This is a genomic window from Marinobacter sp. L-80 (assembly GCF_056859395.1).
In genome coordinates this window covers 23,045-46,571 of the sequence record NZ_JBSXOI010000064.1, presented here as the reverse complement: position 1 = coordinate 46,571, position 23,527 = coordinate 23,045, and the positions used below count along the sequence as shown (strand labels likewise).

The 23,527-nt window shown below is 53.1% G+C and carries 25 protein-coding genes; 12 read left to right on the top strand and 13 right to left on the bottom strand.

Features of this window, described 5'->3' with window-relative positions; genetic code table 11:
• Positions 1-102 precede the first annotated feature (102 nt).
• A complete protein-coding gene (locus AC13E3_RS10185) occupies positions 103-444 on the top strand; it encodes a YebG family protein (protein WP_482902012.1) in 342 nt (113 codons plus the stop codon).
• A gap of 124 nt (positions 445-568) precedes the next feature.
• Here the strand turns inward: AC13E3_RS10185 and AC13E3_RS10180 are convergent, their stop codons facing one another.
• On the bottom strand, positions 569-937 hold the full coding sequence (locus tag AC13E3_RS10180; protein WP_136630405.1) for a histone-like nucleoid-structuring protein, MvaT/MvaU family: 369 nt from the start codon (positions 935-937) through the stop codon (positions 569-571).
• 192 nt (positions 938-1,129) lie between these two features.
• Here AC13E3_RS10180 and AC13E3_RS10175 point away from each other — a divergent pair, with 192 nt between their 5' ends.
• A complete protein-coding gene (locus tag AC13E3_RS10175) occupies positions 1,130-1,441 on the top strand; it encodes a hypothetical protein (RefSeq protein ID WP_153637468.1) in 312 nt (103 codons plus the stop codon).
• A 14-nt stretch (positions 1,442-1,455) separates the two neighbouring features.
• Here the strand turns inward: AC13E3_RS10175 and AC13E3_RS10170 are convergent, their stop codons facing one another.
• Positions 1,456-2,712: a tyrosine-type recombinase/integrase gene (locus tag AC13E3_RS10170; RefSeq protein WP_482902011.1), complete on the bottom strand. Its 1,257-nt coding sequence runs from the start codon at positions 2,710-2,712 to the stop codon at positions 1,456-1,458.
• Positions 2,713-3,265: 553 nt separating this feature from the next.
• Between AC13E3_RS10170 and AC13E3_RS10165 the strand changes: the two genes are divergently transcribed.
• Entirely contained in the window at positions 3,266-4,147 is an 882-nt protein-coding gene (locus tag AC13E3_RS10165; protein WP_482902010.1) for a hypothetical protein, read from the top strand.
• Between the two features lie 112 nt (positions 4,148-4,259).
• The gene (locus AC13E3_RS10160; RefSeq protein WP_482902009.1) at positions 4,260-4,643 is read left to right on the top strand and encodes a hypothetical protein; all 384 of its coding nucleotides are present in this window, start codon (positions 4,260-4,262) and stop codon (positions 4,641-4,643) included.
• 376 nt (positions 4,644-5,019) lie between these two features.
• On the opposite strand, the gene rdgC is transcribed toward AC13E3_RS10160, so the two are convergent.
• Positions 5,020-6,231, bottom strand: coding sequence for a recombination-associated protein RdgC (gene rdgC, locus AC13E3_RS10155; RefSeq protein WP_482902008.1), 1,212 nt, complete (start codon positions 6,229-6,231; stop codon positions 5,020-5,022).
• Between the two features lie 292 nt (positions 6,232-6,523).
• Here rdgC and AC13E3_RS10150 point away from each other — a divergent pair, with 292 nt between their 5' ends.
• Positions 6,524-7,918 (top strand): ankyrin repeat domain-containing protein, encoded by a 1,395-nt coding sequence (locus AC13E3_RS10150; protein WP_482902007.1) that lies wholly within the window; start codon positions 6,524-6,526, stop codon positions 7,916-7,918.
• 5 nt (positions 7,919-7,923) lie between these two features.
• Here the strand turns inward: AC13E3_RS10150 and umuC are convergent, their stop codons facing one another.
• From umuC to AC13E3_RS10110, 8 genes are all read right to left on the bottom strand, one after another.
• Entirely contained in the window at positions 7,924-9,210 is a 1,287-nt protein-coding gene (gene umuC / locus AC13E3_RS10145) for a translesion error-prone DNA polymerase V subunit UmuC (RefSeq protein ID WP_482902006.1), read from the bottom strand.
• The gene (locus tag AC13E3_RS10140) at positions 9,207-9,641 is read right to left on the bottom strand and encodes a LexA family protein (protein WP_482902005.1); all 435 of its coding nucleotides are present in this window, start codon (positions 9,639-9,641) and stop codon (positions 9,207-9,209) included. The genes umuC and AC13E3_RS10140 overlap by 4 nt, the downstream gene beginning before the upstream one ends.
• 328 nt (positions 9,642-9,969) lie before the next feature.
• The gene (locus tag AC13E3_RS10135; protein WP_136631071.1) at positions 9,970-11,754 is read right to left on the bottom strand and encodes a hypothetical protein; all 1,785 of its coding nucleotides are present in this window, start codon (positions 11,752-11,754) and stop codon (positions 9,970-9,972) included.
• A gap of 7 nt (positions 11,755-11,761) precedes the next feature.
• Complete coding sequence (locus AC13E3_RS10130; RefSeq protein ID WP_482902004.1) at positions 11,762-13,303, bottom strand: hypothetical protein; 1,542 nt, start codon at positions 13,301-13,303, stop codon at positions 11,762-11,764.
• Between the two features lie 295 nt (positions 13,304-13,598).
• On the bottom strand, positions 13,599-14,666 hold the full coding sequence (locus AC13E3_RS10125) for an RNA-guided endonuclease InsQ/TnpB family protein (RefSeq protein ID WP_482902003.1): 1,068 nt from the start codon (positions 14,664-14,666) through the stop codon (positions 13,599-13,601).
• Positions 14,667-14,881: 215 nt separating this feature from the next.
• On the bottom strand, positions 14,882-15,124 hold the full coding sequence (locus AC13E3_RS10120) for a hypothetical protein (RefSeq protein ID WP_482902002.1): 243 nt from the start codon (positions 15,122-15,124) through the stop codon (positions 14,882-14,884).
• 2 nt (positions 15,125-15,126) lie between these two features.
• Entirely contained in the window at positions 15,127-15,654 is a 528-nt protein-coding gene (locus AC13E3_RS10115; protein ID WP_482902001.1) for an RES family NAD+ phosphorylase, read from the bottom strand.
• Positions 15,651-16,169 (bottom strand): antitoxin Xre/MbcA/ParS toxin-binding domain-containing protein, encoded by a 519-nt coding sequence (locus AC13E3_RS10110; RefSeq protein WP_482902000.1) that lies wholly within the window; start codon positions 16,167-16,169, stop codon positions 15,651-15,653. Before AC13E3_RS10110 ends, AC13E3_RS10115 begins: the two co-directional genes overlap by 4 nt.
• A 189-nt stretch (positions 16,170-16,358) precedes the next feature.
• Here AC13E3_RS10110 and AC13E3_RS10105 point away from each other — a divergent pair, with 189 nt between their 5' ends.
• The 5 genes from AC13E3_RS10105 to AC13E3_RS10085 all read left to right on the top strand — a co-directional run bounded on the left by AC13E3_RS10105 (position 16,359) and on the right by AC13E3_RS10085 (position 20,141).
• A complete protein-coding gene (locus tag AC13E3_RS10105; protein WP_482901999.1) occupies positions 16,359-17,585 on the top strand; it encodes a DNA methyltransferase in 1,227 nt (408 codons plus the stop codon).
• A gap of 248 nt (positions 17,586-17,833) precedes the next feature.
• Positions 17,834-18,091 carry a hypothetical protein gene (locus AC13E3_RS10100; protein WP_482901998.1) on the top strand — a complete coding sequence of 86 codons (258 nt, stop codon included), beginning with the start codon at positions 17,834-17,836 and terminating at the stop codon, positions 18,089-18,091.
• On the top strand, positions 18,081-18,293 hold the full coding sequence (locus AC13E3_RS10095; RefSeq protein ID WP_482901997.1) for a hypothetical protein: 213 nt from the start codon (positions 18,081-18,083) through the stop codon (positions 18,291-18,293). The genes AC13E3_RS10100 and AC13E3_RS10095 overlap by 11 nt, the downstream gene beginning before the upstream one ends.
• Positions 18,294-18,316: 23 nt before the next feature.
• On the top strand, positions 18,317-18,604 hold the full coding sequence (locus AC13E3_RS10090; RefSeq protein WP_482901996.1) for a hypothetical protein: 288 nt from the start codon (positions 18,317-18,319) through the stop codon (positions 18,602-18,604).
• A gap of 250 nt (positions 18,605-18,854) precedes the next feature.
• On the top strand, positions 18,855-20,141 hold the full coding sequence (locus AC13E3_RS10085; RefSeq protein WP_482901995.1) for a tyrosine-type recombinase/integrase: 1,287 nt from the start codon (positions 18,855-18,857) through the stop codon (positions 20,139-20,141).
• Positions 20,142-20,148: 7 nt separating this feature from the next.
• Here AC13E3_RS10085 and AC13E3_RS10080 read toward each other — a convergent pair whose 3' ends face one another.
• Together AC13E3_RS10080 and AC13E3_RS10075 are read right to left on the bottom strand one after the other, a co-directional pair.
• A complete protein-coding gene (locus AC13E3_RS10080) occupies positions 20,149-20,751 on the bottom strand; it encodes a hypothetical protein (protein ID WP_482901994.1) in 603 nt (200 codons plus the stop codon).
• Entirely contained in the window at positions 20,748-21,236 is a 489-nt protein-coding gene (locus tag AC13E3_RS10075) for a hypothetical protein (RefSeq protein WP_482901993.1), read from the bottom strand. The genes AC13E3_RS10080 and AC13E3_RS10075 overlap by 4 nt, the downstream gene beginning before the upstream one ends.
• 104 nt (positions 21,237-21,340) lie before the next feature.
• Here AC13E3_RS10075 and AC13E3_RS10070 point away from each other — a divergent pair, with 104 nt between their 5' ends.
• Together AC13E3_RS10070 and AC13E3_RS10065 are read left to right on the top strand one after the other, a co-directional pair.
• Complete coding sequence (locus AC13E3_RS10070) at positions 21,341-21,898, top strand: hypothetical protein (protein ID WP_482901992.1); 558 nt, start codon at positions 21,341-21,343, stop codon at positions 21,896-21,898.
• Between the two features lie 12 nt (positions 21,899-21,910).
• Positions 21,911-23,518 carry an EAL domain-containing protein gene (locus tag AC13E3_RS10065; RefSeq protein WP_482901991.1) on the top strand — a complete coding sequence of 536 codons (1,608 nt, stop codon included), beginning with the start codon at positions 21,911-21,913 and terminating at the stop codon, positions 23,516-23,518.
• Positions 23,519-23,527: the final 9 nt, after the last annotated feature.

Below are 23,527 nucleotides of genomic sequence, written 5' to 3'. Positions count from 1 at the left end.
CCGTGGCCTTGCTTTGTTATTGGTTAGCGTTAAGAATGATGCACCATGTAAGGTGTAGGGAGAGTTCCCTGCGCATTAATCGACAAAAGAAAGGATGGAAGCATGAGCGTTCAAACGCTTTTTTACTCTGATCGAGATGGACTGGAAAAAGCGATGGAGGAAAATCGGGTGTATTCGACCAAGGCAGAAGCTGATGCCCGGGACAAACTCCTCGAGCTCGCAGATGAAATGCGGGACTTCTTGGTTCGTAACTGCAATGGTCTGGATGAAGACACCGCGGACAAAGTTTCAATGGTGATTGCTGAAAACCGGGATCTGATGAAAAAGGCGATGACCAAGCCCAGCTTGCTAAGCGAAAAGAACATCCAGCAAGCTAAAACCGAAGAGCAAGGGAAGCCTGCGAAGAGAGGGCGAAAGAAAAAAGAAGAGCCAATCAAGGTATGAGTTGAAACAACATGGCGCCAGCTTTCTGATGTCGTTGTTAGGTTACACAACCGGCAGGAGATCCAGAAACTAAGGCATCAATGGTGGGTAAGGGCTGCCCAGCAGGCCCGGGACAGCCCTGCGATCAGGAGGCCCAGCTTTTGACTGCTTCTGCTCCGTATTCTTTTCGCCATTCCTTAAGGGTTTTGTGATTGCCGCCGCGGGTTTCGACCACTTCGCCCGTGTGCGGGTTTTTATAGGTGATCAGGGGGCGCTTGGGGCGTGAGCCAGCATTGGTGGAAGTACCGGCTTTGGCGGCCACGCTGGGGTCGATAGCAACAAGGATCTGAAGCACGTCCCTGGGCGATTTATCATATTCATCCATCAGCTCTTTTACTTTCTTTTCAAACTCAAGCTCGCTCTGAAGCGCCTGGTCGTTTTCGAGCTGTTGAAGTTCCTGCGCCAGTTGATCCATCAGTTGACGCTTCTGATAATAATCGTTGATCTTTGCCACTTTTAAACGTACTCCAGATTCGTTAGTTAGGTGCAATGTTGCGAAGCGACTATTACACAGTCAGGTTTAAAAATGCAAAGCTGTGCCTGTCACATTTGTCGGAATCGCTATTATGATCTTTTTTGGGTTCGCCCCGTTCGCGAGTATTTGATAGTGATAGTATCGTGAAGCAATCTATCAAAGGAGCAACCAATGAGTGGTACCAAGGTCTCAATCGATGACATCAAAGACCGGCTATACGTAGTTGGAATGAAGCTATCTGAGTTTGGAGAATTCTTGAGAGATTTCAACGCTGAAGATTCAGGCCTGCTCGAAGGACTTAACAAAAAACAGAGAGATCTATATCAGTCGAAGTTATATCTTGAGAAGAAAGCCAATTCCGCAGAACAAACATCTGAGCAGTTTATCGACCAGGGATTTTTATTCGATCTAAACTCAATAGAAGAAGAGACTCACAAGTTTGAGCAACAGCTAGGGACGCTTGTACCAACAGCACGGCACTAATGAAGCCTGCTCGATTATATTTGGCGCCCCAATCCGGTTTTATATCTGGCCGTACTGCTCGCACTGACATAAATAGCTTCGGTAAATGCCACCGAACTGTGCCCCAGATCCTCCGATACATGGCGAATTGGACGCCCGGCTTCGATGTCCATTGAAGCTCCAGTATGACGAAGGTAATGAGTTCGATCGCATATCTGGTGCATCTCCCGAGCTTCCTCCATCTGCCCGTTTTTCTCCAGGCGATCGGCTGCAAGCAGGAATGCTTCTTTCACCAGATTCTCAATGGCTCGCTTACCAATCTGACCACCCCCATGCCGGCGGGGAATCATTGGAACCTGTTCGCCCCGTTCCGGAAGAGGGGGTAATGCCCGCCAGCGGCGAAATCGCTTGAGATACCAAAGGTAGCCGGAGGGCAGGGGGATGTACCGAACCTTGTTTCCTTTACCAAGCACTTTCAAATGCCAGTACCTGACCCCTCCAACCACTCTCTGCCGGAAGGCCCCCATGGTCGGATAGTAGGTTTCATTGGTCAGCTCGTTTGTCTGCGGGGCCAGTTCAGACACCCGGAGGTAAAGGCTTTTCATCGTGATCACGATGAAAAGGTGTCGCTCGTACTTATCGTCTTCCTCGGCCGCCAGCAACAGGGTCTCTTTAATGTATTTCCATTGTTCATCAGTGAACCGCGGTGCCAGGACGTCGGCGTCCTCATCTTCAAGCCGGGTGCGACTGGCCTTTTGCTCTGATCGCCTGGCGTTGGCCATGGGTGAGCGATCCAGATACCCACGGGCAACCATTGTCCTGAAAAAAACGCTTAGTGCGCGGGTTGCAGCATCCAGTGTTGCCTGCCTCATTCCAGCAACACCGCTACTGAAGAACGGCCGCCATTGAGCCCGATTAACCCTCACTCCATCCTGTGTCTTGAAAGCATTTGCAGGGTTCCCGGCTACCCAGTGAGAAGGCGGGCTTTTCAGAAACCGCATATAGGCGTTGATGTCTTCCTCATTGCAGCTTTGTAGAGAGCGGCCTTGCTCACGCCAGAGGAACAACAGAAAACGCTGGATCTCTCCCCGGAAGCGAGAATAAGTCCCGGAGCTCGCGCTGTAATCGATGAGGAACCGGGCCGCCTTCTCCCAGTCCTCAATTGCACCATCCGGGCACGAATCCAGAAAACTGGTGAGGGATGGGTAGTCCGCCAGCTCGCAGTTCCTGTCGATCAGGTTTCGGGCCGTGTCAAAAAGCGGGTGTAGCAGGTGAGGGGGATTGCTTGTCATTCGGTATTTTCGGTTCTTCCAAAGGTCATTGCATTCGCTCGGTTAGCGGGTATAGTTCTGGTATCCCACCTGAAACACCCCGGTTACTTCCACATTTTCTTTGAAGCCAGACTCTCACCCCCAAGGCGGAATAATCGCGGGACCTGCATATACCCTCAAGTATACGCATCTTTGGAAAAATTTGTGGCGCATGGCCGGGAAAGGGCACCAAATGGAATCGCTGGACCCGGTACATGAAAATTTCACTAAAAACCTGCTGCATCACCCGCGGTTAATTCGGTAGAGGTGATTTATCAGCACGCCGCCTCAAACGCTCCTGGGGATGATAGAGTTGCCGTATTAACCACGAAGGCTGTTGATCGGGCTTGGTTATAATTAAAAAATAAACTATTATTTTTTGAGGTGCTCAATCAGCTTCCCTCAGATATGAAGATATCTGTAGAACTTAGTAAACCGGTCGGACCTCTTTGTTCCTTGTCACCGAACCCAAGCGCTAGATAGAAGACGTTCTCAGTGCGCGTCAGCACTTCAACTACACCACTAAAGGTGACCTATGCCTGTAATTCTTGATCACAGCGCCAAGAAAGCGCTCGTGAAAACTTTTCAGTCAAAAGCCAACAAGCACTTCGCCGCCAGTAAGGTAAATAAACTGACGTTATCGCAAGTGGGGGAGTGGCTCGCAGAAGCGCTTGATTACGAAAGCCATGAAGAGCTGGTGACCGCAATAAAATCTCCCGGGAGAACTGCCGATGCAGCAAAGCTCAATGTGGGCAACAGTGAAGCCGAACTGAATCGATTTGCCAAGAATGCTTCGTCACAACTGATCAGTGAAATAGAGGACTCAGCTCAGGCATACCAGGATGGCTGGAGCATCCTTCTGATAAAGTTTGCAGATCTCTGCCAATCGATCTACCTGGTTGACAGTCCCGCCAACCTCAAAGATGGGGATCAGTGGGCCGTGAACGAAAGCGAGTTAATTGAACAGGCAGTTCATTTCTTCAAACACCTGTTATCTCCCCAGATTCAGTCAATCAGTGACATGCGCGGCCAACTGTCTGTCACGGATCGATCGAAGGTTAACGGTTTGCTGAACCAATACCAGCACGTAGTAGAGGAGCACAGTCTCTGCAACACCATGGTTACCTGTGTGCCAGACCACACCAATGCATTGACTATTGCTTATCGAATGGTCGTTGAGAATCGGCTCAATGATTCTTCAATCAACCCTTACCGATCAGCACCAGTTATCTTTTCAATCGCGACCGAGATTGAGTCTTTCATTCGATCCAAGGGAGTTTGCGAAAATCCTGGTTGGGAGGTTTCGCATGCTGTAATGGCTGCTTTCGAGATTGTTGCTGAGAAGATCCAACGAAGAAGGCATTTTATAAGGCGCCCGGTGTACCCTGAGCGTCATTGTCCAGCAAATAGGCGCTAACCTTATACGAAGTTCACAACTAGAATCATTGCCTACGTGGGGGTGTCTGATTGAAGAATCCTGCTTCGTTGCATGACGCTGCGGGATTGGTAGCTCAAATAGGGACGATAAAATGATAATCCAGACAAGGCTTGTGCTAGCCGCATTCATGGTTGTTTTCTTGAGCGGTTGTGCCTTCTTGCAGCCTGGCCCGGGAGCCGTCAAGAAAGCAATTATCCTCGGGGACTCTCCAACCATTTCTGAAGCATCTCGCGGTGACTTTGACTTCTCGCAACCTCTCGATGAAACAGGAAATCACCCGCTTCACGTCGCAGCAGAAGCAGAGACCTATTACTTCCTGGATAGGCTAGAAAGGGAGGGGGCGCTTCCATTCGCTATCAACAAAGCAGGGGAGACGCCGGTATCAATTCTTTATCGCAAGCCCGGCAATGGCAGGCCCGATGGCTGGGCCATAGAAAAGCTGGACGAAAGCCGTTTTACCCGTTTGCGATTATAAGAGCCTTCAATCGCGAGTTTTCCTGCTCGGATATCAATGGCCACACCCGAACCGCGGGTGATCGACCAGTAATCGACGTTATCGAGATGCGACTGTAAGAATTCAATGGTCGCATCGACTGTTCTTCGACAACTAGAAGCATTCCCCGGAATGCCGTCAAGAGAACGGCAAGAAAGGTGCCTGCAATCCATACCGGCGCCCAAATACCGTCGATCTCCGTCAGGCCTCCAACGACCCACCCGACGATCAGGAAAAGAATCAAATAGACCTTTCCCGTCGTCATAAATGCGTGCCCGAAAAAGGCAAATGTTGATCTGGGAATGCTGGGTGTCATTATCTCTTCTCACACTACAACAGGGTGAATTTCATTCAGTGTTCAGGATGCCATGGCCGGAGCTTTCAAAACCTCACGGCTTCCGTCATTCCCGGCCGGCGCAACCACGCCTTTTCGCTCCAGCTCTTCCACCAGATGCGCTGCACGGTTGTATCCGATCTTGAATTTTCGCTGAACGCCAGAGATCGAGGCACGCTGCGTATCCACAACAAACATTTCCACTTCCGGGTAAAGATTGTCGGTTTGGCCGTGATCACCGGTATGCTGCACTGGCGCCGGTTCGCTCGAGTCGCTGTCCTTCTGGTGGGCAGTCAGCTCTGTTTCCGGAACGTCAGTAATGATGGCTGAGTCGTCTTCACCCCCAAGGATCTCCAGCAAGCCGGGGATCATCCGGGAAAGTTCCAGCGTCATCAACCCGAAAGCAGCATCGAACTTGGCCAGGGCATCGTCGGCATCGACATCATCCAGCTTCTCCTGGAAGGTCTCACCGAACTTCAAACCGGTAATGGCCAACTCGTCATTGAGCACGAACTTGACGTTGCTATCCCACTCCAGAGAGATCTTGGTGACCTGCATGCCGGCCTCGAGGTGATTCCGGATCTCGTCACTGCCAAGATCAATACCATCAACGCTGATCTTGCCGCCTTCTTCTGAGGGGTCGATCAAAGTGGCCTTAGTACCGAGAGTGATGGACTCCGGCCGATCGATGGTTTCATTCGCCCAGCCGGTAAAGGTGAAGGCCGGGGCCTGCTCAACAACAGGGGGGCGAACCGGCAGAGAGCCCAGAGACTTACGGAGTGCGCTGGCCAGCTCTTCGGCTACGCTCGCCGTGGGGGTATCAACCACCATGAACCCGTCCTTCGGGGAAAGGTAAGCAAAGAAACGCTTGGTGCGCGAAAACGCATTCGGCAGACACTCCAGCATGATCTGGTCTTTGATCTCGTCCTTCTCTTTCTTACGAACCTTCCGGTTCTGCTCTGCCTCGATATCCTCGCAGCGTTCTTCTACCATCTCCTTGATGACCGGCCCAGGGAGAATCTTTTCCTGCTTCTTCAGGCAAATCAGGATGCAACCGCCAGCGGCATAGACCAGATGTTCGCCGTGTTTGCCAAGGGGAGAGGCCCAGCCCATGCGAGAAAGTTCCTGCGGGCCACACGGCTTGAAAGCATCAGCCTGAAGCTTTTGCTCAAGCTGGTCAGGATCGATGGAAACGGGCTTGGTGAAGCGGAATACGCGGGCGTGCTTGAAAATCATGTACGGTGTCCTTCGATAGCTGTGAGGGCTGCAACGATTCTCTCGTCGCATTTGATATGATTATAGAGAATACTAAACAAGTTGGCTTTAGGCCATACTTGTATTATCAAATATTGATTGCTTGCCCCTTGGGCAATAGATAGAGGCCGTACCAGGCCGGGGAAATATGCCGACACTACAGACAGCTCGTCGCTTGATGATCGTAGCCTGCGCCTTAGGTCTGACCGCCTGTGCATCAGCGCCAGCCGGGCAAGGCCAAGATGCCGCAACAAACGAAACAATGCAGGTTCAGGTGCAGAAGAGCGAACCCGGTGAGCTGAGTCCGGTTGTGCAGGCGGTCATGGCGGGGGATCAAACCCGGCTTCAACTGATTCTGGAGCAGGGCGGCAACCCAGACGCGACTGACGCCGTTGCTGGGCGTGAACCGGCGTTGACGGCACTCTCAACGGCCATCGTCTGGGGGCGCGTCGATATGGTCGAGGCTTTGATCGAAGCGGGAGCCTCGGTCAATAAATCAATCCCGGGCAATGGCGCCACACCGCTGCATTGGGCGTCCGGTCTATCCAGCAAAGAGATCGAGGCAGGGCTGGTTACCCAGAGCGAGCAAAAAGACCTGGTTCGCCGCCTCATAGAGAAAGGGGCAAACGTCAATGCCCGGGACAGCGCCGGGGCTACCCCGCTGTTTTGGGCGGCCAACGCCGGCGCAAGCGAGGTGGTAACAGCCCTACTGGATGCCGGTGCCGTCCCGGGGATCAAAAGCAATGTGGGTACCACAGCCGCTATTGCGGCCCTGGAAGCTGGCCATTCTGATATAGCGGCCATGCTGAGAGCGCAGGCGCCGGCGGAAGACTCCAAACAGGAGTACTCAAGCACAAGCCTTGCTGAGGCAATCCTTTCCGGAGACTTGCCAGCAGTCAAAACCATTCTGGCGTCCAATCCGGAACTGGCTGTCAGTCGCTCCAAGCGCGGCTACACCCCCATTATTCTGTCGCTGGTAGGTAAGCAGGTTGATGTCGCCCTGTTTCTTGCCAAAACCTATCCCGACGCACTCTCGGTGCCAGGCCAGAGTGATTGGACCCCACTGCACTTTGTCTACAACAGCCACAAAGATTTCATGTTTGAAGAGCCTGTGAGGCGCAGCCTGGCACAGGCAATGATTAACAATGGCGCCCCGCTTGAAGCTCAAACGGACGATGGGATGACACCTCTTCTTCTGGCTACCTATAACGCCATGCCCGATGGCGTAAAGGTGTTGCTCGAAGGTGGCGCAAATCCAGACTACCGGGCCCCGGGGAATCGTGTTACCCCGCTTATGGTGTCCGCCATAACAGACTTACTCTCTATGGAGTCCTTGTTATCGAACGGCGCTGATCCTGAGCTTAAAGACGCGCAGGGGAGAACCGTACTCCATTATCTCGCCCGCGGCAGTGATAAAACTTCATCGGAGCGAGCGCCGGCGCTGGCCGAAATGCTGATTAACAGCGGAGCGCCTATCAACGCGCAGGATTCCCAGCTTGAGACTCCATTGATGAAAGCGGCTCGTGCCGGGAATGCCCGTCTTGTTGCAGTCCTCATGGCGAATGGAGCCGATCCAACCCTACAGAACAACCGAGGGGAGAATGCCGAATACATTGCCTTGGTGGAGGATCACTTCGCAGTGATCCAGGCGATTCGAAAGGGCAGATGATCGCGTTACTGAGCTTTTGGAATATCGCTCCATCGTGTCGTGTAGGCCGGGGACAGATTTCGTCTCTTCATAACCCACTGACCTTTGCCTCCCGAATTTCTCCCAAGCTTCAAAGATCCGGAGCCATTCTTGGAATTAATGGTATCCATCAGCTGCATGAGCGCTTCATCTCTGCTCGAGTCAGAGACCTCACTGAAAAGGTCCTCCTGTTCGTTGCCTGGCGTGCGGAAGTCACCAAGCATGATTCCAGCCTTGCTGTACCGTAAGCCCGGCTTCCAGATTTTCCGGATCAGTCTCAGGGACTCCTGAACAATAACTCGGGTGTCCTGTGTGGCATGCGCCAATGGGGTGCCGGTTGAGTTGGAGTACCGCTCGACGCCAGCAAACCGACTGGTGGATAGGAAGGCGGTGATATGGGCTGTCGCTTGCCCCTCACCTCTGAGCTTTTCGGCCGCCCGGGTGGCGTAGCTCGATACTGCATCCAGCATGTCCGCCAGCTCTGTCACAGGAGCACCGAAGGACTTGCTCGATATAATCTGTTGCTTTGGGGGTGGTACCGCCTCCATCTCCTGACAGGCGATCCCGTTCAGCTCCCTGACTGTGCGCTCAACTACCACAGAGAACTCTTTGCGGATCCACGTTGTTTCCGCATCCGCCAGCTCCAAGCCAGTCTTGATGCCTGCTGCATTCAGCCGGGCGCTCAGCTTACGGCCAATACCCCAGATATCCTCAACCGGTGTCAGGTGAAGCAGCTTTCTCTGGCGTTCCCGACTGGTGAGGTCAACAACGCCTTTCGTCCCTCGGTACTTCTTGGCTCCGTGGTTGGCCAGCTTTGCCAATGTCGGGGTAGGGGCGATCCCCACGCAAATGGGCAGGCCCGTATAGAGTGCAACCGTGTCCTTAACCGTCTTTCCAAATTCCGTGAGGTCTACTGCGGCACTGACCCCGGTCAGGTCCATGAAGGCTTCGTCTATCGAATAAGGCATGACCGCCGGTGCCAATTCCTCCAGGGTCTGAATAAAGCGATTCGACATGTCTGCGTAGAGCGCATAGTTAGAGGAACAAATCACCAGGCCATGGGACTTCTGAAGGTGTCTCACCTCAAATACAGGCACCCCCATCTTGATCCCAAGGGCTTTTGCTTCATCACTTCGAGCCACCACGCAGCCGTCGTTGTTCGAGGCAACGACTACCGGTATGTCCCGTAGGCGCGGGTTGAACAATCGCTCGCAGGCGACATAGCAGGCATTGACGTCGGCCAGGGCCCAGACAGTTTTTGTGGGGGTGCTCATACATCCAGAGTCGAGTGAATGACGTTACGGACCACCCCGAAAATCTGCAGTTCGTTGCCGTCCTTCAGGTAGATGTCCTGGAAGTCGGGATTCTCAGCCCTGAGGACCGGCCTTTCAGGATCAGAAAGGTCTAACCTTTTCACGGTGAACTCTCCATCCACAACCGCAATGACGATCCGCCTGTGAGCTGCGCTCAAGCTTCGGTCCACTACCAACAGGTCGTTGTCATAGATGCCCACGCCTCGCATGGAGTCGCCCTGGGCGCGAACGAAGAACGTGGCCGCAGGTTTCTTGATGCAGTAATCGTTCAGGTCTAACGGTCGCTCTGCATAGTCGGCCGCCGGAGAAGGGAAGCCTGCCGGCACTTTGTCCGAATACATGTTTGAAACGGCTTTAGTATCGACTGCGGGGATATCAAACGGGGGGTTCACTGCCTGCTCCTTTACTGTTTATGCATACAGTATAAAGGGCAGGATCCTCGTTTCCGAGGGGAATTTTAAGCCATTTAACACAATTAAAAGTAATCTTTCTTGTCCTGAGTCAAAAATTAAAATAGCATTTGTGCAAATTTTAGGCGCCATGGAATAGGCAAAACACAGAGGACTCAACATGCCTGTTCAGCTTTCCACAACAAGTGCTGCATTTGTCGGCCGGGGAGGGTTTAAAGGCACATCTGAAAAAAGGCATACAGTCATATAATCTAAATTGTATGACTCGGCATGAGTGCAGGCCAGAAGCCAATAGTGAAGTGCTTCACCGTTAACCAAGCTCGCCTGCCAACCTCTGATAGAGATCAGGAGTCGGGAGTTCTTCTTTGAAAAACTCGATCGGTATTGTGGTGTTTCTGGTGATGGGGCGCCGTAACCGGTAATGAGTCAGTCTTAACCACTCATAGTAACGCCGGGCTGCCAGGCAACGACGGTAGGCGTTGTTGAAGCTAGCCTCGGTCATGGTGTCAGTGGCACTGGAGAAGAAGATCTCATTGTGCCGGGGTTCATCTTCGATAGCCTGGGTCATTCGAAGCAGGAAAATCCGTTCCTCACCACCCCATGAAACACCCCAATTGATGCGAGTTCCCACCAATCCTGTATCGAACTCCATATCACGCTTTGGTTTCGAGCCGGGTCTTTCAAAACCCTCCTGGCTAAGTTTTAGAACAACAGTCCGCCAGGCGTCGAAAAGCGAGCTTTCAAGCGGTGTGTGTACGTCTCCATGGTAACGATCGACACTTGAATGCTTTCGGGCAATCCTGACCCGCCAGCCGTTCCCTCTGGTATCAAGCGAGACGTTGGTGGGCACATAAAGCATGCCCTCACTGGTTTCTTTTGGTCTGAAGGAAATCCAGATGCCGTTTATGTTTACCATTGGCTGCGGCAAACTCAGATCAAGCGACAAAAGCTTGTTCGCGTCCGGCGTGGGCATGCCGTAATCGAAAAACGGAGGCTCTTCTCCCCTCGCCTGAGATTTCCGAACAATGGCCAGATAAAGGTGCTCGAGGGGAACTTCTGCTGCTGTATGCTGAGGTTCAAAATCTCCCGGGATATCCGCCAGCGATAAACCATCAGGCACAGACTCTCGCTTTGCCGCACAGTCGAGAATAAATGACCGGAGGCGAATGCCGTCAGCGACGGCCGTATCAACCCATTGCTGAGTCATGGCCTCATGATTTGTCGACGCGACCTGAACGTGCCTTTTGCTATTCACAGCGGGAAGAGCCGCAACAAGGCGAATACGCCACAATACCTTTCCAGATTTGCGCGTGGTCGGTGAAAACTGAAAGCTTAAGCCCTCTATCCCGGTCCATATCGGAAACAGGGGCCGGCTTGTACGCACGCGCTCGCCCTTAGCCTTATAAACAGCCTGAACCAGGGTGCCAACAGTGATGGGCTGTGGCGGATTCTTCTTCCAAAACTCATCTGGGATCCGAGTGAATTTGCTTACCGGCTCTTCCAGCTCATGCCCCCTCACCTGCTCCAAATGGGATCGGTATTCGAGCATAGCGACACCATGTCGCACCGCCTCTGAAATCAGATCTTCGGTAACCTTGTACTGAGTCCATTCGGCAAGATGCTGGCGGTCATAGCCACCCTGCCCGTCTTTCTGTTTGACGATTACGGCAAATGACCAAGTTGGTACCGACCCCCTCTTTTCGCGCTTATATGCCTGAACACTCACTCCCGAATGGCCAGTCTTGATAAGAATGCCGGTCTCCTTCTGTTTCCGAGAAGGCGCGTCGTGTGCGGTATACAGATAGATGAGCCTTAACAAAGCGGCCTTAAGGCTTGCGTGCTCAGATTTAGCAAACCGACTGTCCCGAACAGACTCCTTTGCGATGCCCGAGGAATGCGGCACCCTTAGCCGCCATTCGCCAGGGCCTCTTGTAAGCCCTGTTGGTAGGTAAAGCTGGGTTTCGGAAATGACTTTAGGCCGGAAGCTGATCTTATGGCCGCGGTAATTGACGGGCTCATGAGGCTCCTTCAGAGACAGGGAGCTAAGGTAGGCGCCCCGCCCCTTGAGGTTCAGGTCACTATAATCGTCCCGCATGGTTGGATCAGGAGGCCTCAACCGTCAGGCGTCGAGCCCAATAATCTACCTCCGCAGGGTTTGAGGTTTCCTGCATCCTCATCTTCATTGCCGGCCAGTAGCCAAACTCCGCCAGCAGGTTGACCACTTTAGGCTCATTGGTGATTTGGAACAAAGAGTCGCAGTATGCGGAGGTCGCGAAAAACAGCCGTGCCAGGACATAGCTGTAATTGGTGAGGAATCCCTGCAAGATTCGAACACTCGCATCGTTGAGATCGGGGTATTCATGGACAATATCGATGATGCTCTCAGCCATGTCCTCGTAAGCCTGTGGCTCATACATGCTCCTCAGGAACATGTCATGGAGGCTGATGCCGATCTTCATGTCACCGGTGTCTTGCCCAACTGCGAGAAAGTTGTTGGCGTCCCAGAGTGTCAGCATCTCGAGGCTGGGGCGCCCCGGGTGTTCCGCAACGTAGCTCTGAAACCGCTTGATAGACTCGACCAGGATTTCTTCGGGCGGCTGCTTAAGAAAGCCGATTTCCCCATGGCCACCCCCATAGATTTGCTGGAATATCCGAACGACCTTCAAGAACCGGATTTGGAGCAGGTCATCCATCAACTCGTAATTCTTTCCCACCAGGTCCAGCATCGGGGTAATGCTCGCCCCCTCAAGCCTATCTTGATCAATGAGCATGAAAGCCTCAGCGCCAAAGAGAACATCTGAGAGGTGGTTGTTGCAGATCTGCTCACAACACATCTCCTCCCTCATGGGGGTGAATTGGTCTCTCTCAGCCAGTAGTGACTCAACATAAGGCAAGTTCTCCAGAACCAGAACGGCAGATGACTGGGGATCTGTGAATCCGAAATGGCGAGCGCCGCAGTCGTGGTTCGGGCACGAGCAGAACAGGAATGGGTTCAGGAACCTTGCTAACCACAGGCTGGCCACCGGATGGCCATACCGATGCAAGGCGTAATAGATGCCAGCCCTCTCCAAAAGCTTTTGCCTCTGGGTCAGCCCCTTATGTGTCTCTAGCGGCTGATCAACCAGTGCTTCATGGGCCATGCCCAGAATGAACTGACGACGACCGGGATCGACCTTAGCCACCTGACTATCGATGAACGACATTTGCAGCTTCTTGTTTCCACCTGCCATCTCCGGAAACTCAATGAAAAAACCGGTATTGATGAATCCGATGGTCTCCGGCTCTACATAGTCCACCAGATCCTCAAGGCTCCGAGGAACGCAATTTATGGCGTTGCGCGTAACGGTTTTCGCGGTATCAAGATCAAGATCGACATGATTCGCCAGAGCATTCTGGAGGCGGGCGGCCAGTGTCGACAGTTCTTCCTGGTTGATCGCTGGTTCCAACTCATATTCTGTAATGAGCCCTTCGCTATCAACAAGCGAGTCGGATTCGCCGACATTGAACAAAGAGTCCAGAGTCTCCGAGGCTGACTCAAAGGTCAGTCCCTCGACCTGATCCTGGAGTCGCTGCACCATTTCAAGGTATGGCTCCTGGGGATAGATCGGGGCCATGTCGACGATGGAAATCATGTTAGTGCGCATTCAGGCTCCGTAACTATTTTCAGCGGGGTCAGGATCAATCCATTCGAGATTGCACGACTCGCATATCTTGATGAATAGGTCTCTTTCTTCGCCCTCGTTTTTCATGAATGGCCAGACGTTCCCGTAGCCGGTTCCACGAGCAGAAAACATGATCTGGTATTCACCCTCTCTTCGAATCTCACAGATGTCACGGAGAGGCGTATCATCTGAATCGATACGGTTAAATGAATTTGCCCAGCCCGCCATTCTGAAGCCGCGGCAGACTAGCTCTTGACATCCTCCCTCCACCAAACGCCTAAGCGTTGTGGTGGGGGATTCCTCCTGCGAGACCCTGATGCCCCAGGGCGAGAATGTTCCGTGCCGCGTTAACATCACGGTCTTCGTGGTGCGCACCACACACCCCGCACGCCCATTCTCTTATTCGTAGACCTTCCAGGCCCGAAGGGCCTGTGCGGCTGTTACACGCGCTACAGGTCACGGTGGTATAGGCTTCGTTCACTTCCAGGAAGACGCCACCTGCGTGCTCGCATTTATAGCTCAGCAGCGTCTTCAGGGTTGACCAGCCGGAGTCCAGCACCGACTTGGCCCGCTTGGTTTTCGCCAGCCCCGAGCTGGAGACATTGCCCACAACAATCAGGGCGCTATTGTCCACCAGCTTCCGGCTGTATTTGTGCAGCGCATCGTGACGCCGGTTGCGGATTTTTGCGTGAATCGCCCGCACTCGGGCTTTCTTTCGGGCTCGCTGTGCAATGGCCAACTTCTCTTCCTGATCGCGGTAGAAGCGACCCGCTTCCAGCGGCTCGCCCTGCGAGGGCGTGGCCGTGGTTTTCAGGCCCAGATCCACGCCCACCGAGCCTTTGCCCAACGTGCAATAGGGCGCTGCATCCACTACAACGCAGAAATACCAGCGCCCTCGGGCGTCTTCGACAAAACAGCCGGAACGGAATCGGTATTGGGACATCCCATGGCTGTCCCACACCTTATAGTACTGGCCGTTAAAAAAGACCTGACCGTTCTTCCACTGGGCGGCGCCGGTATTCACCGGCACCCAGCCCAGGGAGCGTCGAGCGCCCAGCGTTTTGCGCCAAGCCAAACGCTGCGCACGGAACTGCTTGCGACGAACTACGTACTCCTGAGTCACGACCTGCACGGTCTGGCTGTGCAGCCCCAGCAGCTTGCCAGCGCCCTTGGTGTAAGGGTGAATATCGTAAGCCGACAAGAACCGACCACGCTCCCGAATCGCCCGACTGCTTATCTCGTTCACGTAGTTCCAGACACGATTCACCGCTGCCGCCTGTCGGCGCAGGGCTTTGGCGTGCTTATCACGAACGCGCACTTTGAGGGTTTTGGTGAGAGTGGCCATAACTGTATATTTGCACAGTGGTTTCAATGACACAAGGCGTCTGCCGAAGCCACGCTATCCATCCCCACCTAAATGACAGAGTGGGCGCAAAGCACCGCTTGGCGCATTGTAGGTGGGGTATTCCGCGAATTTTGATAAAGCTTCGAGTAGTCCCGGGAAAGGTGGTAGGGACTTAACTGTCCCGTGACTGAAGAATTCATCTGACACCTCTACGCTCATTGCTTAACATCATTTTTCTCATCCAAAGTAATTGCAATCGCTACCGCGACCATCGCAACCGGAGCAAGAACCCAAAAGCTGGCAGCAACAAACCGGTCCTTTTCAGTGTCACTGGGATTTCCCTCAATCATAAGCCGGAATCCATCAACGAAACTGTCCCATAGAGAGGCTCCGATCAGGGCAGAAACCATAAAGACCGCAACAAGAAAAACGATCATCGAAGATACGGGCGTTTTCATGGTCAAAAATCTCCTTCAAGCGCGGCGAATGCGCGAGCCGAGTATATGGGAGTGTGTTTCGTTAGCAGAAAAGCTTCCTGAATCGCCTGGCGCTCAGGATTCACGACCACGTTTGCATAGATGCTCTGGCGAACGTCGTTGTAGGTTGACTCTGCAAGGTCATGGTTAATCGCACACGAGGGAACTACAAAACCGTCGTAGTTCTCATCCAGCAAGTACCGGTCACCGGTAATCTGGGTCTGTGTCGGGTACGGGTATTGATGCCACCCGCTGGGAAGATCATCAGGTCTGAGGTGAATCAGTCGCAGTGGTGGTGTCTGAAACACCCCCATGACGTTCACAGTGTTCGCCACTACAGGGTCAGGTAGATAGTTACTCAGCTCCAACATGGCGTTCTGTACGTTGCTGCTGAAATACAATGCCGGGGTACCGGGACTATTCCACCGGCCGCCCTCCCGAAAGCTGCGTGTCTTGCGGTAATCATCGAGCTTGTCCACGTAATCTTTGTGACCGGCTTTAAACAGGATCAAGAATAATCTCCGTACTTGAGATCCTGAATGTAACCCTCCAGCACCCGGCGCCCCGACAAGGTACCCATCAAGCTCCTGGGGGTGACTCCGTTGAGGGCCGGTACAGGCGTTTCAAGCCAACGGGTCATAGCCTCTGAGCTGCCAGAGAAAAGGCCGTAAAAGGCGTCCTTCCATACCAGGGTCAGGCTATTCAGCTCTTCCGTTTGTGTTCGGGACAGAGCCGGCCGCCGGTATAGCTTCGAAAGATTCGTCGGATTGATCTCAAGAGAGGCTGCAACCACGTCTTTTGGGATTGTCGCTGATATGTATTTCAGGGTCTCACCAGAAGCGGGCTTCTTGGAGATCAGCATCGCTGTCATCAAGCGGGAAATTGGCTGTTTCACTTCCCGGCTTACCCGCAATCTCAACAGGTCATCAATGTTGTCGATCACGAATGTTTCGTTGCGCTTCTCGCCGGAGAAACTGATTTTGATGACATCCTCGCCCATTGCCCTGATATCGGCTTCGGTGGCCATGACTTACCTCGTAGCTCGTACCTAATACGATACTATCCTAGTACAAATAACTCGCTCTGCCTATGGTGATGGCGGGAAAATGCAGCCTGATTTTCCTTAAGCCACTCTTATAAATAATTATATGACATTTGATAACGCATTAATATTGTGAAACAATAATCTCAGGTTAGGATGAATCAGGAATGATCAATGCAGCTGTCACTATTCAATGCAGTAAAGACCGTCTACAGCAAAGCGGAAGGCCCTGTCGATAATGCCAGCCTTTATCGCCGAGTTGCCCGGGAAGCCGGGATTCCCCTCGCTGCATTGAATGAGCGTAAGCCGATTGGCGCTGACGGCACCCCCAGAAGCACGCTCAAGCGTGAAATCCGGTGGCATCAACAAACCCTGAAGGCGGCAGGTCTGCTCGAACGCACTGAAACCCGCGGCGAATGGGTTCTGACCGGCAAGGGTAAGACCAAGCTTCGCAAGGTCCAGCCCAAGGCGTCCGTGGTGGCATTCTCCACAAAGCTTGGCGCCGCCCTCTGGTCCTTGAGCAGCGATGTGTTTGAGTCCATAGACACTCCAATCACACTCTGCCTGACCTCACCGCCCTACCCGCTCCGGGAATCCCGGGCTTACGGTAATCCCTCGTTGAACGAATACATCGACTTCATTGTTGAGAGCATTCGCCCAATCGCAAAGAACCTGGTGGCCGGCGGCAGTATCTGTCTGAACGTATCCAATGACATTTTTGAGCCCGGCACCCCCGCCCGATCGCTATACCGGGAAAAGATGGTGATTGCGCTGGCGGAAGAGCTGGGGCTCTGGAAAATTGACGAATTGATCTGGGAGAACCCTTGCAAGCCGCCGGGGCCGGTGCAATGGGCCAGTAAGACCCGCCAGCAACTGAACGTAGCCTGGGAGCCGATATATTGGTTCAGTAATGACCCGGCCCAGCTCATTTCCGATAACCGCAGGGTATTGGAACCGCATTCAGAGCGTCACCTGTCGCTAATTCGTGCTGGCGGTACCAAAGAAGCCAAATCCTATTCTGATGGGGCTTACAGTCGCCCGGCCGGAGCGTTTTCAAATGAGACGCCGGGAAAGATTCCGAAGAACATTCTCCGGTTTCCTCACAACTGCCCTTCTCAGTCTGCCTACAAGAAGGCATCGAAGGCCGCAGGATTACCGGTACATGGAGCCCCGTACCCACTGCGCCTCGCAGAGTTTCTGATTCGCCTGATGTCGCGGGAGGGTGACCTGGTGGTAGATCCATTTGGCGGGAGCCTGACGACGGCGGTCGGGGCTGAGAACACCAACCGGAGATGGCTGATTACCGACTGCATGCATGAATACGTCCACGGTGGATCGTTTCGGTTCGCCGGTAATCCATCTCTCATGGTTAATCCTGAGTTCTTAGCCTGCGTAGCTTAACGGGAGTGTTGAAGTGGTGATCTGGGGTAGCGCATCTGAGCACGAACGGTACATGGTCAAAGCGCCCGGCAGGAGTCGCCAGATTTGCAGCTGCGGGTGTAAGCAAAGTGCGACCCATGTGGGTATGGCCAATGGTGTAGCCCTGACATCCGGTTGCGAACTGCGTGTTCGCCGCTGGGTTCGAGACGGTAAGTAACCGCAAGAGGAAAGAGTTATGGGTATGTCTGGCACAGTATGGGAGTAGCGGAATGTTTGTAAACGTCCCCGAGTGTGTGCACGCCGGCCTCGACCCCAAGAAGGTAGAGCGAATTGCAAAGGGGCTTAGCCGGTATTTGCGTGAGGCCGACAGTCTTGGCATTGAGCTATTCGGAGGTTCGGGTACCGGCTCCCTCCGCTTTGATGATGGCCAAGGCCAAAAATTGGTACTGGCCTACGTCGAAGGTCACGTTGATGGCGGTGACGGCGGCACGTCGACAATGGATGGAGGGCTGGAGCGTGGCGAGTGAACTCAGAGGAGGTTTCCGCTACGGGCTATTTCTGAACCCGCAGCCACAGGATCCGGTCGTTGATTGCCGGGAAACTGCCGAGGCCGAGGCCAGGCAGATGTCACTGGCCAACAACGGCACACCGGTAGCTGTATGGGATAGCAGCGATCGGACAATCAAGTTATTCGCCGGCTACGAGGTCTTTGAGCCAGTCCGGCACTAAACCGCGCTCAGCGGGAGGTAACTATGCATCTGAACTCCTACGGCGACACCATGTTTATGGCCATTGAGTGGGCCCTGAAGGATCGTGAGACTTTTCTCGACGCCATCAGCAACTGCACGCAAGCTGAGAAAGATGAAGTTAAACGCCAGATTCGGGCTCTTCACCGGCTAAAGAAAAGGCTTTTCCCGGGGGAGAAGACAGAACTCGAGGCCAAGCTGGAGAAAACCCGGCCGGTATGTATCACGGAGCTTCAGCAAATGGTCCGAGAAGGAAAGATCGAAAACCGGGCCAATAGAAGGCCAAAGAAATAATGGGACGTTCAACGCCTGTACGCGCCCTTTACTGCTCCAAGTGCAAGGCAAAGTGGAGCTATATGTACGCCCGGAGCAATTACAGCCCCACATTCTGGCGTTGGTTCAACGTCGAAGTGATTGAGGTCCGGGGTCAGGGGGTTCTGTGCCGCTGCAATACCTGTGGCCATGAATACGTTTCCCGGGGCCGGGCTGCGTACGCCAGAATCGCGGCCATGAAAGCAAAACAACAAGATTCGAGATCCACACCATGAGCAGAAAAACGTTTCCGGGGCACCCGCTGTTCGATACCGCGAAGCTGCTCGATGGGCAGATCGAAAGCCTGGAGGACTACCCCACCCTCGCACAGTTTCTGGATGCACAGCACCCCCAGGCCAGAGAAGACTGGCATGCCGCGGCCAAATTCCTGACTAAGCATGCGGCTACACCCGGGTCCTTTGCCCAGTTCCGCGGTGAAGTGCAAAGGCTCCTAAATTTCACCTGGTGTATCCGGGGCAAATCACTCAAAGAGCTGAACGGCGATGATATCGACGCCTATATCAACCTGATCAAGCGCCCACCAAAGGGGTGGTCTACCACACCTGAACAGGGTCGCCTGAGGGGATTTGTCACCCGCGCCGGTCGCCGGGAAGCAAACCCGGATTGGCGTCCGTTCTATGATGCAGGAAAAGTCCGCAAGCAGAGTACGATCGATGCAGCCGTGGCCAGCATGTCGATCTTCTTCAAGCGCTTGACGGTTTCCGGCTACCTGAGTCGATCACCCATGCTCGATGCCACCAAACGGGTTCAGAAAGCGAGCAAGGCCGAAAGAGCAAGTCGATCACCAACCGCGCCGAAGGCACGCAAGGCGACCGCCCCGCGACTGACTTCCGATCAATGGCGACACCTTCACGACACGCTCATCAAGGCCGCTGACAAAGATGACTACTACGAGGTAAATCTCTTCATTGTCGTCACCATGAAGGTGCTCTACCTACGGGTATTTGAACTGGCGCCCCACGGCGATCCGGATTCCGAGCAATTTGTGGCACCAACAATGGGGGATTTCCAGATCACAACCCTGGGGAACAACCGCTATTGGGAGCTAAACGTCTCAGGCAAGGGGGACAAGGACCGTGCTATACCACTACCCAAGGCCTATATCCCCTACCTTAAACGGTACCGGGAATACCGTGGCCTCCCGCCGATGCCTTCTCCCGGCGAAACCGCACCTCTGATTGCCAAACGCGGGAAATCAGACCCAGTTATGAGCAAAAGGACAATTGAGCGGATTGTTGAGGAATCGATGGTGCTGGCGGCTAACCGGTACCTGGACATGGGAATGCCTGAGGCTTCAGATGAGTTACTGCAGACCTCAAAGAAAACGCACATTCTTCGTCATACCGGTGCTTCCATGGACATAATCGAGAACGGGAGACCATTGCGGGATGTTTCAGAAGATCTCGGCCACGAATCGGCAGCGTTCACTGAAGCGGAATACATCGACGCTGACACGGCAAAGCGATATGAAAGTGGTTACGTGCGAGGGATTCTCTAAAATCCGGCTACAGCGCCTGGTCAGTGGCAGCAGCGTCCCGGGTGTCGGCCACAGTGGTCGATGAATCCGGGCAATGCAGGCTGTTCAGGGCATCGGCCGAGTTAGAGAGCGTGAACTTTTCGGTCAGCAGCAGACTGCCGTTGTAGCTGAGATTGAAAGTCACCTGTCGGCCTGCCATGAGTGCGTCCATAGCTTTTGATTCAGCCTGATGGCTCATGACCATCCCCGAAGTGATTAGTCGATTCTGGTTGTCGATGGAAGCGTTGTGGTATTGCAGGGGAAAGCTATGCGTGCCGTCAACTGAGATAGTCAGATCCGCTTTATTCGCCTGGATAGCCGGGACCAGCTGACTCACGAAATAGAGCCGGTAAAACTGAGATATCTGGCTCCCGAAGCTGAGGCGCAAAGCATCTGCATTCTCGCCCGCGCAGTGAACAGATGCCAACAGGAAAGATTGGCCGTTATCTGCCCCTGTTACACCGGCTTTGCGGTCATGAACTGTCCAGCTTCCGCCCTGTGATGACAGATGTTGGTACACATCCCAGCCGGCAACCACCGGCTGTGCACAGAGAACGCTGGCTGTAAGGACGGCCGCGACGGTGCTTTTCACTTGTGGGCTCTCCATACCTGTTCTCTCAAATCGTCAGGGTCGACATTCGAAAGATCATCGACCAACAGATCATCGATCAGTTCCTTCTCGATACGGGACAGCAGCTCAATCCGCTCATTCTCCGCCAGCACTGTCGAGATGGTGGCGAATACGATGTAGCGGTTGGGGGTGCTCATCATTTTGCGAAGAGAGACAGAGCTGGTCGTCTTGGTAAAGATGGGTTCCTCAGGCACCGCCAATAAGACAACGCAGGTGTCATCAATCGAGATCGGCGTTTCACCTGTCGTAGTCTGGAATGCGATGTCGAAGGTAAGCTGGGCGCCGGATTTCGTGGTATACGGGTATTGGAACCCTGGATACAAATAGCCCCTCTCGTCCTTATAGAAGCGACCTCCAACAGCATAGATCCGGTCTGCAAACTCCGTTTCCAGAAATGAAATTTGGTCTTCAGTCGCACTTTCTTTGGCGATTTCGGATAAATGCATTGATCAACCTATAATTTTAAGGGCTCGACACCGGCAACTTGTTTACCTTGTAGAGTTATAATATCCTAGAGCTATACCATAGCGCAAAAAAGAGGCAATCAGCAGTGAAAATTTTGCTCAGTCTAGGCGTTGCCGTTTTCTTGTTTGTCGGCGCCCCCCAGGCCAAGGCCAGCAAGGCCAGTTTTGGCTGTGAGGTATTACTGTGTCTTGCCGCAAACCAGGGAACACCGCAGGAATGTAAGCCTATCCTGAAAAAGCTGTACAAGAGGTTGGCCAAAGGCAAAGGCTTTCCTAGCTGCCAAATGGAATCAGGTCCCGACATTGGCGGAGGAGCATCAAACGCAGCACTGCCTAAACCGGAGAGAGGTATCGCCCGTTTTATCCCACAACACAAAATCTGTCTCGATTGGGATAGGAAAATCAACCAGCGAGGCGATTTTGTGGGCAAGTACTGCCGTAAGGAAAAAGTCATACAGGAGCACTACGATCACAGCGGGAAAACCTGCCGTCAATGGTTTCCAATCCCGGGTGGGCGCTACGGAGCAGCCCGTGACGGGCAAAGCGATCCCATGTACCACTTAAGGACTGAGTGTCAAAGGAAAAGTAAGCGATTTGTTCGCATTACCGGCGCAGGTATTGAAGGCGAATACTACTACTACTAAGCGAGCCCCTCTGTGCGTCGAATTGCGCTTGTAACCTTAAAGGCTTTCTTGATTTCATCATCTGCATGGCTATTGGCGGCCGTCTTGTGCGTGGTAGCCGCCTATCTGTACCTTAACCGGGATGTAACCCTCGAAAACTCCTACATCGCAAGCCAGACGATCCGGGACGTTGAGTCGATTTCAAGCAAAATCAACACAACATCAATGGCCCTGTCAGACCCTTCCCTCCAAAATTGCAGTGCTAGCAGTCGGCGCATTCTAAGAGGCCATGTTTTCGAAAACTCCGGAATCTCGGACATTGGGATTTACGGAGAAAGAGGCGTGGCTTGCACTGCCATGATCGGAAACCTTCCGGCAGAGGCTATTGATCCCGATAACTACATTCCGATCACAGAAAATGGAAGGATATGGCCTTCCCGCGACCTCTTGGAGGACGATGGCATCGACTCCTCGCTGGCAATCGCAACCAGCCAGCTGATTTACTTTATAGAACCGCTACCAATAGAAGAGAGTCAGGACTCCTCATTCTTGTGGGAGATTGTTTATACCGGGGATTCTCCTTACACGATTAGCGGCACCGAAGGGCTGTACAGGAACTTCACAGCCGAAAACGGTAGTCTCTCAGGGATAGTTTCCGCAGAGTGCTCAGAAAGCCTGAACGTTTGCATTCTTGTCATGAGACCCTGGAAGATCATTCTCGGCCAGCATTACGTTGTGCTGATAGTGCTATCGCTGGTTGCTCTCATGCTGGGGTTCTGGTTATCTTCCCTGATTCGCTGGCTGCTTGACCGCTCTACTACAGCATCTGTGAGGACCTTATCTGCTGTAAGCAAAGGGTCCTTCCACTGCGCGTACCAACCTATAGTGGATATTGGGACCGGCGGCATCGTTGGTTGTGAGGTTCTTGCCCGGCTAGAGGACCGGTACGGCCCATTGTCTCCAGCAGAGTTCATTCCAGTAATAGCTGAAAATGAACTGATGAATGACTTTTCCAAAATGATGTTTGATAGGGCCTATTCGGGAATAAGAGGTATCCAGTGGTCCGAGACAAAACCGTTCAAGCTTTCTTTCAATATCTTCCCCGCCAACCTCAATTCCGAGATGGTTCAATTCTTTAAGACGCATCCCGCCCTTTCCGATGATCGTTTGCAGGTATGCCTTGAGGTAACTGAGGACAGCTCTATTTCAGACACTCAATATCAAAAAACGATTGAGCAGTTCAATCGCATAGGAATTGAAATATCGGTAGACGACTTTGGAACTGGATATGGCAACATGAGTCGCTTGCAATCCTCTCACCTCTCCTACCTCAAGGTTGATAAATCCCTGATTAGCCATCTGACTCCAGAGAACGCGAAAGCCTCTCTGACTAGCTATATCCCGATGATTGCTGATAATTCTGGTCTTCAGATCGTTGCTGAGGGCATCGAGACGGTTGAGAATTTGGCGGCCGTTAAAAGCCTTAACATGCAATATGGGCAGGGGTTTTACTTCAGTCGCCCGTTGCCTTCCTCCGATTTTATCGAGTTGGTTGCAAGCGGAAAAACGTGGGGGGTAGGCGCTGAGAAGGGAAAGATTATCGAGTTGGCAGACAAACTGAAGGTTTCTGAGAAGAATTAGACCCTATCT

Bases quoted from the DNA above. Each gene is read 5' to 3' on its own strand.
- AC13E3_RS10160 (WP_482902009.1), top strand. From the start codon at position 4,260: ATGATAATCCAGACAAGGCTTGTGCTAGCCGCATTCATGGTTGTTTTC.
- AC13E3_RS10170 (WP_482902011.1), bottom strand. From the start codon at position 2,712: ATGACAAGCAATCCCCCTCACCTGCTACACCCGCTTTTTGACACGGCC.
- AC13E3_RS10175 (WP_153637468.1), top strand. From the start codon at position 1,130: ATGAGTGGTACCAAGGTCTCAATCGATGACATCAAAGACCGGCTATAC.
- AC13E3_RS10120 (WP_482902002.1), bottom strand. From the start codon at position 15,124: ATGAAAACGCCCGTATCTTCGATGATCGTTTTTCTTGTTGCGGTCTTT.
- AC13E3_RS10090 (WP_482901996.1), top strand. From the start codon at position 18,317: ATGCATCTGAACTCCTACGGCGACACCATGTTTATGGCCATTGAGTGG.
- AC13E3_RS10135 (WP_136631071.1), bottom strand. From the start codon at position 11,754: ATGCGGGACGATTATAGTGACCTGAACCTCAAGGGGCGGGGCGCCTAC.
- umuC (WP_482902006.1), bottom strand. From the start codon at position 9,210: ATGAGCACCCCCACAAAAACTGTCTGGGCCCTGGCCGACGTCAATGCC.
- AC13E3_RS10165 (WP_482902010.1), top strand. From the start codon at position 3,266: ATGCCTGTAATTCTTGATCACAGCGCCAAGAAAGCGCTCGTGAAAACT.
- AC13E3_RS10100 (WP_482901998.1), top strand. From the start codon at position 17,834: ATGTTTGTAAACGTCCCCGAGTGTGTGCACGCCGGCCTCGACCCCAAG.
- rdgC (WP_482902008.1), bottom strand. From the start codon at position 6,231: ATGATTTTCAAGCACGCCCGCGTATTCCGCTTCACCAAGCCCGTTTCC.
- AC13E3_RS10105 (WP_482901999.1), top strand. From the start codon at position 16,359: ATGCAGCTGTCACTATTCAATGCAGTAAAGACCGTCTACAGCAAAGCG.
- AC13E3_RS10185 (WP_482902012.1), top strand. From the start codon at position 103: ATGAGCGTTCAAACGCTTTTTTACTCTGATCGAGATGGACTGGAAAAA.
- AC13E3_RS10125 (WP_482902003.1), bottom strand. From the start codon at position 14,666: ATGGCCACTCTCACCAAAACCCTCAAAGTGCGCGTTCGTGATAAGCAC.
- AC13E3_RS10110 (WP_482902000.1), bottom strand. From the start codon at position 16,169: ATGGCCACCGAAGCCGATATCAGGGCAATGGGCGAGGATGTCATCAAA.
- AC13E3_RS10085 (WP_482901995.1), top strand. From the start codon at position 18,855: ATGAGCAGAAAAACGTTTCCGGGGCACCCGCTGTTCGATACCGCGAAG.
- AC13E3_RS10075 (WP_482901993.1), bottom strand. From the start codon at position 21,236: ATGCATTTATCCGAAATCGCCAAAGAAAGTGCGACTGAAGACCAAATT.
- AC13E3_RS10130 (WP_482902004.1), bottom strand. From the start codon at position 13,303: ATGCGCACTAACATGATTTCCATCGTCGACATGGCCCCGATCTATCCC.